This window comes from Micromonospora humida (genome assembly GCF_016901255.1).
GTDB classification, from domain to species: domain Bacteria; phylum Actinomycetota; class Actinomycetes; order Mycobacteriales; family Micromonosporaceae; genus Micromonospora; species Micromonospora wenchangensis.
In genome coordinates this window covers 58650-70661 of the sequence record NZ_JAFEUC010000010.1, presented here as the reverse complement: position 1 = coordinate 70661, position 12012 = coordinate 58650, and the positions used below count along the sequence as shown (strand labels likewise).

General features: G+C 72.4%; 11 protein-coding genes. 10 read left to right on the top strand and 1 reads right to left on the bottom strand.

Annotation, left to right across the window (positions count from 1 at the left end):
* Positions 1-28 precede the first annotated feature (28 nt).
* On the bottom strand, positions 29-1009 hold the full coding sequence (locus JQX11_RS20290) for an MBL fold metallo-hydrolase (RefSeq protein WP_204926543.1): 981 nt from the start codon (positions 1007-1009) through the stop codon (positions 29-31).
* A 68-nt stretch (positions 1010-1077) separates the two neighbouring features.
* Between JQX11_RS20290 and JQX11_RS20285 the strand changes: the two genes are divergently transcribed.
* From JQX11_RS20285 to JQX11_RS20240, 10 genes are all read left to right on the top strand, one after another.
* Positions 1078-2625 (top strand): AMP-binding protein, encoded by a 1548-nt coding sequence (locus JQX11_RS20285; protein WP_204926542.1) that lies wholly within the window; start codon positions 1078-1080, stop codon positions 2623-2625.
* 33 nt (positions 2626-2658) lie between these two features.
* Entirely contained in the window at positions 2659-3810 is a 1152-nt protein-coding gene (locus tag JQX11_RS20280; protein WP_204926541.1) for an acyl-CoA dehydrogenase family protein, read from the top strand.
* Between the two features lie 13 nt (positions 3811-3823).
* On the top strand, positions 3824-4852 hold the full coding sequence (locus tag JQX11_RS33135; protein WP_204926540.1) for an acyl-CoA dehydrogenase family protein: 1029 nt from the start codon (positions 3824-3826) through the stop codon (positions 4850-4852).
* A gap of 74 nt (positions 4853-4926) precedes the next feature.
* Complete coding sequence (locus tag JQX11_RS20270) at positions 4927-6018, top strand: LLM class flavin-dependent oxidoreductase (RefSeq protein ID WP_204926539.1); 1092 nt, start codon at positions 4927-4929, stop codon at positions 6016-6018.
* The gene (locus JQX11_RS20265) at positions 6015-7040 is read left to right on the top strand and encodes an LLM class flavin-dependent oxidoreductase (protein WP_204926538.1); all 1026 of its coding nucleotides are present in this window, start codon (positions 6015-6017) and stop codon (positions 7038-7040) included. The genes JQX11_RS20270 and JQX11_RS20265 overlap by 4 nt, the downstream gene beginning before the upstream one ends.
* Complete coding sequence (locus JQX11_RS20260; RefSeq protein ID WP_204926537.1) at positions 7037-8635, top strand: class I adenylate-forming enzyme family protein; 1599 nt, start codon at positions 7037-7039, stop codon at positions 8633-8635. Before JQX11_RS20265 ends, JQX11_RS20260 begins: the two co-directional genes overlap by 4 nt.
* A gap of 11 nt (positions 8636-8646) precedes the next feature.
* Positions 8647-9627 carry an LLM class flavin-dependent oxidoreductase gene (locus tag JQX11_RS20255; protein ID WP_204926536.1) on the top strand — a complete coding sequence of 327 codons (981 nt, stop codon included), beginning with the start codon at positions 8647-8649 and terminating at the stop codon, positions 9625-9627.
* 15 nt (positions 9628-9642) lie between these two features.
* On the top strand, positions 9643-10614 hold the full coding sequence (locus tag JQX11_RS20250) for an enoyl-CoA hydratase/isomerase family protein (RefSeq protein ID WP_204926535.1): 972 nt from the start codon (positions 9643-9645) through the stop codon (positions 10612-10614).
* Between the two features lie 8 nt (positions 10615-10622).
* The gene (locus JQX11_RS20245) at positions 10623-11606 is read left to right on the top strand and encodes an LLM class flavin-dependent oxidoreductase (RefSeq protein ID WP_204926534.1); all 984 of its coding nucleotides are present in this window, start codon (positions 10623-10625) and stop codon (positions 11604-11606) included.
* On the top strand, positions 11603-11938 hold the full coding sequence (locus JQX11_RS20240) for a VOC family protein (protein WP_204926533.1): 336 nt from the start codon (positions 11603-11605) through the stop codon (positions 11936-11938). Before JQX11_RS20245 ends, JQX11_RS20240 begins: the two co-directional genes overlap by 4 nt.
* The last annotated feature ends 74 nt before the right edge of the window (positions 11939-12012 follow it).

The following is a 12012-nucleotide window of genomic DNA, read 5'->3' as shown; positions in this document are numbered from 1 at the left end:
CAGCCGGGCCGGGCGGGCCGCCCCGGCGTCACCTGTCGGTGGCGGCGTGGCGGAGCAGAGCGAGGGTGTGCACCAGGGCGAACCGTCGGGTGCCCCGGCCCAGCTCGTCCCACGGCTTCTTCCAGGTCATCCGCCGGGCGACGTCCCATGCGGTGTCGCCGTCGCGGGCCAGGCCCCGGACCGTCTCGACCTCGTCGCGGTGGAACGCGGCGAGCGCCTGCGCGCGGGCGGCGACGTTCCGGTAGGGGAACTGGTGGGCGGGGCAGGCGATGGCGGCCCCGAGGTCGCCGATGCGGGCCAGCGTGCCGAACAGGTCGGCGGCCGGGTCGTCGTCGGGGCGGCTGACGATGGCGAGCTGGGTGGGCCCTTCGGCCATCATCGTGTCACCGGTGAAGACCAGCCCCCGGGCGTCGACGTAGACGGTGTGTCCGTAGGTGTGCCCGGGGGCGGGCAGGGCGCGGACGGTCACGTCGCCGAAACGGAACTCGGTGTCGTGCTCCACGGCCACGTCGAGCCGCAGGTCCTCCTGGTGCACGGCGACGGCGACCGCGTCGGCGTACATGGCGGTGACGACGTCGGGCGGGGCGCCGGTCAGGTCGAGTGCGGTGCGTACCTGCTGGAGGAAGGTGCCGCGCCGGCGGTGCATGGTGGCGAAGTCGTCGGGCGCGCCCATCACCACCCGCGCGCCGGAGGCGGCGCGTACCCGGTCGGCGAAGCCGACGTGGTCGGGGTGGTTGTGGGTGAGCAGGACCGCCGCGATGGTGTCGACCCGCTGCCCGATGGACGCCACCGACCGTTGGAACGACGTCCAGCAGCTCGGGTGGTCGTAGCCGGCGTCGACGAGGACCGGGCCGTCGCCGGTGGTGATCAGGAAGACGGTGATGGACCGCAGGGCGCTGCCGTGCAGGGGGACCGGGATCGCCCAGACACCGTCGACGACCTGGGTGGGGACCGGCACCTGGCGGGCCCGCCAGCTGGCGGCGTGGGCGTCGCTCACGGGTATGGACATCGTCGGGAGGCTCCCTTACTGTGGGACACCAACATACCGGATGGTCGGAATCTAGCTCAAGGAGTCCGATGAGCCAGGAGCGGACCGGGTTCCGGCTGTGGGCAGCCGCGGAACCGGAGCTGTGCGCGATCGTGACCGCCGACGACCGGCGGATCTCCTACGGTGACCTGTTCGCCGAGGTGAACCGGATCTCGCACGGGCTGCGTACGCACGCGGGCCTGCGGCCCGGCGACACCGTCGCGGCGGTGATGACCAACAGCCCCGGCCTGGTCGCGCTCTATCTCGCGGCCATGCAGTCCGGGCTCTACCTGGTCACCCTGAACTACCACCTGACCGCACCCGAGGTCGGCTACATCCTCGCCGACAGCGAGGCCCGGGTGGTGGTCGGCTCCGCCCGGGTGCAGGACGTCGTGCTCGACGCCGCCGCGGCGGTGCCCGGCATCCAGGTCTTCGTCGACGGCACGCCCCGCACCGACCGGGCCCGACCGCTCACGGCGCTCACCGCCGACATGCCCGCCACCAGCCCGGCGGACACCCCGGCCGGTTCGCTGATGATGTACACCTCCGGCACCACCGGCCGGCCCAAGGGGGTCAAGCGCCCGCTCAGCGGCGTCGACGCCGACACCGGCGCGCTGACCTACGTCTGGCTGTTCCGCGAGTTCGGGATGGAGCGGGAGGCGTTCGCGTCCTGGCTGGTGTCGGCCCCGATGTACCACTCGGCCAACATCACCCCGGCGATGGGCGCGCTGCACGCCGGCGGCACGATGGTGCTGATGGACGGCTGGACGCCGGAGGGCTTCCTGCACCGGGTGCAGGGGCGCCGGGTCACCGGCACCAGCATGGTGCCGACCCACTTCTACCGGCTGCTGCAACTGCCCGAGGCGGTCCGCGACCGCTACGACCTCTCCTCGCTGCGCTACGTGCTGCACGGCGCGGCACCCTGCCCGCGCGAGGTCAAGCAGCGCATCCTCGACTGGTTCGGCCCGGTGGTCTACGAGTACTACGGCTCGACCGAGGTCGGCACCACCGTCGCCCGCCCCCACGAGTGGCTGGCCCACCCGGGCACGGTCGGCCGGCCGGCCTCCATCTCCACCCTGCGCATCCTCGACGAGCTGGGCAACGAGGTGCCCGTCGGGCAGACCGGCATCGTCTACATGCGCCAGGGCGACGACCGGGTCGAATACCACAACGACCCCGGCAAGACCGACGGCGCGCGCCGCGACGGCCTGATGACCGTCTGGGACGTCGGCCACGTCGACGCCGACGGGTTCCTCTACATCACCGGCCGCGCGGCCGAGCTGATCCTGGTCGGCGGGGTCAACGTCTACCCGGCCGAGATCGAGGCGGCGCTGATCGGTCACGACTGGGTCGCCGATGTCGGCGTCGTCGGGGTGCCCGACCCTGAGTTCGGCGAGGTGCCGCAGGCGCACGTCGTGCTCACCGACACCGCGCCCGACCCGGAAACGGCCGTCGCGCAGCTGCGCCGCTACCTCACCGAGCGGCTGGCCAAGCCGAAGCGCCCGCAGTCCTACGTCGTGCGCGACGCGTTGCCCCGCGACCCGAACGGCAAGCTCTACAAGGCCCGGCTCGTGCCCGCCGAGGAGGCCAGCGCATGACCGGCGACACCGACGACCCACAGGGGGGTGGGCATGGACTTCGCTGACAGCGACACCGACCTGGCGTTCCGGCACGAGGTCGGCAGGTGGCTCGACGGGGCGCTGGCCGACGTGCCCGACCAGGAGGAGCTGACCCAGGACGAGCGGGAGCACTGGTCCCGGGTGTGGCAGGACCGGCTCTGCGCCGGCAACTGGGCCGGGCTGTCCTGGCCGACGGCGCACGGTGGCCGGGGGATGGACGCGCTGGCCCAGGCCGTCTTCAACGAGGAGGCGGCGGTACGCGGCGCGCCGTACCCGCTCAACGGGGTGGGCATGATGCTGGCCGGGCCGACGATCATCGCGCACGGCACCGACGCCCAGCAGGCCCGGCACCTGCCCGGCATCCTGCGCGGCGACGAGTACTGGTGCCAGGGGTTCAGCGAGCCCGGCTCCGGGTCGGACCTGGCGAGCCTGACCACGGCGGCGATCCGGGTCGACGGCGGCTGGCGGATCAACGGGGCCAAGATCTGGACGTCCAACGCGCACAACGCGTCGAAGTGCCTGCTGCTGGCGCGTACCGACGCCGCCGCGCCGAAGCACGAGGGGATCACCTACTTCCTCGCGCCGATGGACGGGTTCACCGTCCGGTCGCTGGTGATGATCAACGGGGACACCGAGTTCAACGAGATGTTCCTCGACGACGTGTTCGTCGCCGACGACGACGTGCTCGGCGGGGTCGGCAACGGCTGGACCGTCGCGCTCACCACGCTCGCGTTCGAGCGCGGCAGCATGGCGCTCAACCTGTGGGTCTGGGCCCGGCAGGCGGTCGACCGGCTGATCGACGTCGCCGTCGAGCGGGGCGTCGCCGACGACAGCGCGTTCGTCGACGCGGTGGGCGCGTTGCAGTGCGACGCCGAGGCGGTCCGGATCGGCTCGATGCGGATGCTCGGCGAGAGCCGGGCCGGCGGGGTGCCGGGGCCGGAGACCTCGGCGCTCAAGAGTCTGTGGGCCCGGGTCGTGCAGAACGCCAACCGGCTCGCCGTGCAGCTCGACGAGGCCGGCGGGGTGCTGGTCGACGGCGACGGCGCCGCCGCCCGGATGCGCCGCTACCTGCGGGCCCGCGCCCACACCATCGAGGGCGGCACGGAGGAAGTCCAGAAGTCGATTCTCGCGGAGCGGGTCCTGCGCCTGCCCCGCTCCCGCTGAGCGAGGTGGTCCGGTGCGCGCGACATTCACCCAGGAACAGCAGGACATCGGCCGTACCGTGGGCGCGCTCGCCGACGCCGACCGGGGCGCGGCCCGCGCGGCGTGGTCGGGCGGGTGGCGGGCCCCGGCGGGGGACGGGCCGCTGCTGCGCGACTTCGGGCTGCTCGGGGTGCCCGAGTCGGCCGGTGGCATCGGGTCGGGCCTGATCGACCTGCTGGTCGCCGTCGAGGCGCTCGGCGGGCGGTTGCTGCCCAGCCGGTTCCCGACGCACGCGGCGGCCGTGCAGCTGCTCTGCGGCGACGGGCAGCACGGGCCGCTGCCCGAGGAGGTGCTCGACGGTCGCCGGGTACTCACCGCTGCGGTCGACGTGCCGGGCGGCTCAGGCTGGGTCGACGCGGCGTCGGTGGACCCGCTGGTGCGCACCCTGGTGCCGTACGCGGCGCAGGCTGACGGCGTGGTCGCGCTCGGCCCGGCGGGCGTCTGGTTCGCCGACCCGGTCCGGATCACCGCGCGGCAGTCGCTGGACCCGTCGGTGCCGCTGGCGGACGTGACGGTGGCCGCGCCCGAGCGGCCCCGCCCGACCGGCACCGGGCCGCTGCGGGCGGCGCTGGTGGTGGCGGCCGAGTTGTGCGGGGTGGCGCAGGGGGCGATCGACCTGGCCGCCGAGCAGGCCCGCACCCGGCGGCAGTTCGGTCGGGTGATCGGGTCGTTCCAGGGTGTCGCTTTCCCGCTGGCCGAGGCGGCCACCGCGCGCAAGGCGGCCTGGGACCTGACCCTGTACGCGGCGTGGGCGGTCGACACCGGACGCCCGGACGCCGCGGTCCAGGTGCACGCGGCCAAGGCGGCGGCCGGGCAGGCGGCGGTGTTCGCCGCCGAGCGGTGCATCCAGGTGCACGGCGGAATGGGCATCACCATGGAGGCGGACCCGCACCTGTTCCTGCGCCGCGCGTTCGTGCTCGACGCCCGCTGCGGGCGGGGGTCGTGGCACCGGCGGCGGGCCGGGGAGTTGCGCATCCGGGCACGTCGGGCCGCGCGGGGCTGACCTGCGGAAGTCTTGCCGGGCACCAGCCCGGAGCAGTAACATACCGGCTGGTCGGAATAAATGAGGAGAAGGCCGTGAAGTTCGGAATCATGAACCTGTTCCCGGTGGCCGACGGCGCATCGGACCATCAGGTGCTCCGAGAAACCCTCGAGGAGATCCAGCTGGCCGACGAGCTGGGCTTCGACTCGGTCTGGCTCGCCGAGCACCACTTCTCCAAGTACGGCATCCTCGGCAGCCCACTGAACTTCGGCATGGCCGTCGCCGAGCGGACCCGCCGGATCACCATCGGCACCGCCGTCCTGGTCCTCCCGCTGCACCACCCGCTGCGCCTGGCCGAGGACATCGCCGCCCTCGACGTGCTCAGCGGCGGCCGGGTCTCCATCGGCGTCGGCCGGGGTTACCAGCCCGCCGAGTTCACCGGCTTCGGCGTACCGCTGGCGGAGTCCAAGCAGCGCTACCAGGAGACCCTGGAGATCCTGCGGCTCGCGCTGTCGCAGGAGAACTTCTCCTACCACGGCGAGATCTTCCACTACGACAACGTCACCACCTACCCGAGGCCGTTCACCCCCGGCGGGCCGCCCATCCTGCAGGGCACGGTCTCCCCGGAGAGCTTCCGGCAACGCGGCGCGGTCGGCGAGTCGATCATCACCTCACCGAACTTCACGCCGTTGGGCATCATGCAGAAGAACTTCGACCTCTACCGGCAGAGCATGCGGGACAACGGCTTCGACCTGTCCACCTACGACCTGCCGTTCATGCAGCAGGTCTGGTGCGGCGACGGCGACGAGGGCCTGCGTACGGCGGCGACGGCGGCGATGAACTACTACAAGTCCGTCGGCAAGGTCATCCCCGGCTCGGAGGACGCCATCGCCCAGGAGCGCGCCTACTACGCGGCGGTCGCCAAGAACATCGAGCTGCTCACCCTGGAGCAGACGCTGACCCACGGCGGGAACTTCGGCTCGGCCGAGCGCGTCATCGAGACCATCGAGATGCTGCGCGACCAGCTCGGCATCAACCACTACATCGGCTGGCTGCGGATCCCGTCGCTGGACCGCGCCGCCGCGCTGCGCTCCATGGAGGAGTTCGCCGACAAGGTCATCCCGCACTTCCGGGCCCAGGACCGCGCCGCCGAGCGGGTGCCCACCGCCGAGGCGGTCCTCGGGTGAAGATCAGCTGCTTCCTGAGTGCCCAGTTCGACCCGTCGGCGTCCGCCGCCGAGGGCATCGACGGCGTGCTGGCCCAGGCGGCCGCCGCCGAGGCGGCCGGCTTCCACGCCGTCTACCTCGGCCACCACTACCTGGCCCGGTCGGCGTTCGTCCAACCCGTCCCGCTCGCCGGCTACCTCGCCCACGCCACCTCCCGGGTCCGGATCGGGTTCGGCGTGCTGCTCGCCCCGCTGCTGAACCCGGTCGCCCTCGCCGAGGACCTGGCCTCCCTCGACGTGCTGTGCGGCGGCCGGCTGACCGTCGGCATCGGCGCCGGCTACCGCAAACGCGAGACCGCCGCGTTCGGCGTCGCCTGGGAGGACCGGCTGCGCCGGCTGCGGGAGTACGTGCCGATCCTGCGCGCCCTGTGGAACGGCGAGACGATCGACGCCGCCGGTAGCTGGGGTGAGGTTCCCGGGGCGTCGCTGGCGCTGCGCCCGGCCCAGCCCGGCGGCCCGCCGCTGTGGATCGGCGCGTTCGCCGAACCCGCGATCCGCCGCGCCGCCCGCCTCGACGCCCCGTGGCTGATCGGCCCCAAGGGCAACGACGCCGAACTGGCCCGACTGCTCGGGCTCTACCGGGCCGACCTGACCGAGCGCGGCTTCCCCCTGGACCGGGAGTACCCGATGAGCCGTGAGGCGTACCTCGCCGACAGCTACCCGGCGGCCGTCGCGGCCGTCCGCCCGCACCTGCAACGCCAGTACGCCGGCTACAAGTCCTGGGACGACGCGCAGTCCCTCGACCTCGACCGGTACCTGGCCGAGGACTGCCTGGTCGGCTCGGCCGACGAGATCGTGGCCAAGCTGCGCCGCTGGGAGACCGAGCTGGGCATCACCGAGGTCTCGCTGCGCCACCAGTTCGTCGGCGCGAGCCAGGACGAGGCGATGGAACAGCTCGCCCGCTTCGGTGCGGAGGTCATCCCCAGGGTCGCCACGCCCGTCGTCCCGAGGATCGCGGCGACCGCGACCGGGGTGACCCGGTGAGCGCCGGCAACCTGGTCGGCATCCTGGAGGGCCGGTGCGCCGACCGGGGCGACCTGCCCGGCCTGTACGCCGAGGACGGCCGCTGGTGGACCTTCGACCAGATCGACCTGCTCGCCGGGGGCGTCGCCGCCGCGCTGCGCGCCGAGGGCGTCGGCCCCGGCGACCGGGTCGCCTGCTACCTGACCAACGGCCCCGAGATCGTCTTCCTGCTCTTCGGGGCCTGGAAGATCGGCGCGGTGCCGGTCACCGTCAGCAGCCTCTACAACGCCGCCGAGCTGGCCGAGTCGGTGGCGAAGACCGCGCCCCGGCTGCTGCTGGTCGACGACCGCCGGCCCGACGTGGTCGCCGCCTTCCTCGCCGCCCGGTCCGACCTCGACGGGAACGGTGCCGCCGTCCCGGTCCGGTCCGTCACGACGTCGCTGACCGGCGTGCCCGAGCTGCCGTGGCGGCGGGAGGCCCGGGTCACCGGCGTCGAGGTGGGGCCGCAGGCCGAGGCGTGCATCCTGTTCACCGGCGGCACCACCGGGCGACCCAAGGCCGTCAGCGTCACCCACGGCGGGACGCGGGAGTCGCTGATGCGCCTCGCCCGGGTCACCACCGGCACCGAGGCCGAGGGCAGCGCCACCCGCGACGCCCGCCCCAACCTGATCGCGCTGCCGCTGTTCCACAGCGGCGGCCAGCATGCGCTGCTGTTCGCGTACTTCGTGGGCCGCCCGGCGGTGGTCTGGGAACGCTTCGGCGTCGACCGGCTCGCCGACCTGATGCCCCGGTTCGGGTTCGACAACCTGTTCCTGCTGCCCACCATGGTCTTCGACATCGTGCACGCCGAACGGGAGCTGCCGTTCGACGGGGTCAGGTCGGTGCTGGTGGCCGGGCAGGCGATCTCCTGGCCGGTGCGGCGCGCCTTCGAGGAGCGCTACCGGGTGCCCATCCTGGTCAACTACGGCTCGACCGAGGCCGGGCACATCGCCGGCTGGACCGGCCGGGACATGAAGTCCGGCCGGTGGAAGCCCGGCTCGGCCGGCCGGGTCTACCCGGGCGTCGAGCTGGAGATCCGCGACGACGCCGGGGCCGCGCTGCCGACCGGCGCCCAGGGCGAGGTGGTGGTCCGCTCCGCGCTGACCCGGGGGTACGTCGACGACGCCGCCGCCTCGGCCGAGTTGGTCCGCGACGGCTGGGTGCACACCGGCGACATGGGCTACGTCGACCCCGACGGGGTGCTCTTCCTGGTCGGCCGCAAGCGGGACATGATCAAATGCGGCGGTTTCCAGGTCTGGCCCGAGGAGATCGAGGACGAACTGCGCGGGCACCCGCTCGTGCAGGACGTCCGGGTGCTCGGCCGGTCGGACGACCGGCTGGGCGAGATCCCGGTGGCGCTCGTGGTCCGGGCCGCCGACGACACGGTCGACGACACCGACCTGGCCGCCCGGCTCGTCGCGTACGCCCGGGAGCGGCTGGCCCACTTCAAGACCCCCCGGCGGATCGAGTTCGTGCCCGCGCTGGAACGCAGCGCCACCGGAAAGATCAGCCGCGCAGCGGCCTCCCCGCCGGAGGCGGGCGGGGCCAGCCGGTCGACAGATGGGGGGAGCCGATGAGGTTCGGCATCATGGCGTCGCACCAGTACCCGCCCGGCGACGACCTCCGCAGACACCTCGACGACCTGTTCGGCACCGTCGAACTCGCCGCCGAACTGGGCTACGACTCGGTCTGGACGATCAACCACTTCCAGTCCAACCTGGCCACCCCGCAGCCCATCTCGATGCTGGCGAGCCTCATCCCGCGCTCCGGGGACATGCTGCTCGGCACCGGCATCCTGCTGCTGCCGATGTTCCACCCGGTGCACGTCGCCGAGGAGTTCGCCACCCTGGACCACCTCTCCGGCGGGCGGGTGGTCCTCGGCGTCGGGGCGGGCTACCGGGAGAACGAGTTCGCCGCCTTCGGCGTCGACCCGGAGACCCGGTTCCGTCGGTTCGACGAGAGCCTGCGGCTGATCCGGGCGCTGTGGACCGGTGCACCCGTCACCCACGACGGGGAGTTCTACCCGCAGGTCGACGCCACCATCGGCATCCCGCCGCTGACCCCGGGCGGCCCACCGATCTGGATCGGCGCGGGCGGCAAGAAGGCGGTACGTCGGGCCGCCCGGCTCGGCGACGCCTGGTACGCGCCGGGCAACTCCCCGAGCCGCCGGTTCCTGCCCGAACACCTGGCGGTCTACAACGAGGCGCTGGCCGAGTACGGGCGCGACCCGGCGACGGTGCAGCGGCCCGTCGGCGTGGAGCTGTACTGCGCGCCGAGCACCGAACAGGCCGTCGCGGAGGCGCTGCCGCACGCCCGCGTCGAGTACTCCACGTACGCCGAGTACCCGGCGCTGCGCTGGCAGCGGGACCGGTTCGACGAGCTGGTCCGCAACACGCTGCTGCTGGGCTCGCCCGAGTTTCTCGTCGAGCGGATCTCCGCCCTGCGGGACCTGGGGTTCGACCATCTCATCTTCCGGCCCGGCTGGCTGGGCATGCCGACCGAGAAGCTGCGCGCCTCGCTGCGGCTGTTCGCCACCGAAGTGATCCCCGCCTTCCGTACCACCACCTGACCTAAGGAATTCGCCGTGAAGAAGACCGAAGCCGAACTGCTGGAGAACCAGTGGGACGTCGAGAACATGGAGGTCGACCCCGAGGTCCTCGCGAAGTACGTCAGGTACGACGTGGACGAGGAACGGGCCGTCGCCACCATCACCTTCGACCGTCCCGAGCGACTCAACGCCATCCCGGTGGCCGCCTTCGAACGGGTCGGTGACCTGGTGAAGGAGGCGGAGACCGACGACCGGGTCAAGGTCATCGTGTTCACCGGGGAGGGGGAGCACTTCGGCACCGGTGCCGACGCCGCCGAACTCGGTCACTACATCGGCTACAAGAACGGCACCGACAAGGCGTCCCGGCGTCGCCCGGCGCAGCGGCAGCGCATCCTGCCCGACCGCAACGTGCTCAGCTCCGGCTTCACCCGGCCGATCATCGAGTCGCTGAAGGCGACCATCTGCCAGGTGCAGGGCTACTGCTACGGCGGGCACTTCCAGATCGCGCTGTCGGCCGACATCGTCATCGCCTCCCCGGACGCCCGGTTCACCCACCCGGCGTTCCGCTACCTCGGTCCCGCCCCGCAGGACATGTACCACTGGATCGAGAAGGTCGGCCTGACCACGATGAAGGACGTCATGCTCACCATGCGCGCGATCGGCGCGGAGGAGGGCGAGCGCAAGGGCCTGGTCACCAAGGTCGTCCCACGTGACGAACTCCAGAAGTGGGTCGACGACTACGCCGACGCGATCGCGGTGATGCCGCTGGACTCGCTGATGATGGGCAAGTCGATGATGCAGGTGGTGATGGAGGCGCGCGGCAAGGGCCTCGGGGCGATGACCGGCTGGGTCGGGCACGGCTGGGCCACCAACGTCAGCTTCGCCGACGGCGACTGGAACTTCCTCAAGGAACGCCGGGAGAAGGGCATCGCGCAGGCGCTCGCCGACCGGGACCGGCTCGTCGCCCCGTACTTCCGGCTCAGCGACAGCCGGTCGCGGGAAGAGTAGGCGACGGCGTGAAGTTCGGCATCCTGCTCGACCACCAGTACGCCCCCGGCGACGACCTGGGCCGGCGCATCGGGGAGACCGTCGAGTACGTCCAGCACGTCCGGGACCTGGGCTACGACTCGGTCTTCGGCATCCACCACTACCTGTCGTCGCTGCGCACCCCGCAGCCGCTGCCGCTGCTGAGCCGGCTCGTCGACCACTCCGGGACGATGCAGCTCGGCACCGGCATCCTCATCCTGCCGCTGGGCCACCCGGTGCACTGGGCCGAGGAGATCGCCACCATCGACCAGATGTCCGGCGGCCGGTTCGTCCTCGGTATCGGCTCGGGCTACCGCGACGTCGAGTTCGCCGCGTTCGGCATCGAACGGCGCACCCGGGTGTCCCGGATGAACGAGGCGCTTTCGGTGATGCAGCAGCTGTGGACCGGGGAGCCGGTGCACCACGAGGGCAACCACTTCACCCTGGACGGGGTGCGGTGCAGCGTGCTGCCGGTGCAGCGTCCGCACCCGCCGGTCTGGGTGGGCGCCAACGGTCCGACCGGCATCGCCCGGATCGCCCGGCAGGGGCTGCCCTGGCTCGCACCGTCCAACGTGCGCCGCAACTGGGCCGTGGGCAACCTGGCCGACTACCGTGAGCAGCGGCGGGCCGCCGGGTTCGACGAGTCCGACGCGGTCTTCCCGATCCACCGGGACCTGTGCGTGGCCGACTCCGCCGAGGCCGCGTTCGCCGTCGCCGGTGAACAGGTGAAACGCTCCTACGGCGAGTACGTCCAGTACGGCATGGACTTCTTCGAGTCGCAGTGGGACGCGATCAAGGAGAAGGCGCTGTTCTTCGGCTCGCCCGACGACATCACCGCCAAGATCCAGGATTTCGCCGACGCCGGCTACAACCACTTCGTCTTCCGCGCCCAGTGGCTCGGCCTGCCGATCGAACGGTCGATGGAGATCGTGGAGCGGTTCGCCCGCGAGGTGATGCCGAGGTTCCGGCCATGAGGATCGGCCACGTGATCGTCCCCGCCGACGACCTGGACGCCCAGCTCGCCTTCTACACCGCGCTCGGGTTGACGGTGCGTTTCCGCGACGGCGACCGGTACGCCGCCGTCACCGACGGCACGGTGACCCTCGGCCTGGCCGACGCCACCCAGCAACCCGTCGCCGGCCGCACCGTGCTCAGCATCCAGGTCGACGACCTCGACGCCTGCCTCGCCCACCTGGCCGCCGCCGGCGTCACCGTCTCGGCCCCGACCACCGGCCCGCACGAACGTCGGGCCCTGGTCACCGACCCCACCGGCAACCCCCTGACCCTCTACCAACCCCACCCCTGACCCACCCCCGCCCCACCCGTCCCCTTCCCCTCCCACCCCCCAACCTCACCCGTCCCGCCCCGCTCCACCCCGCC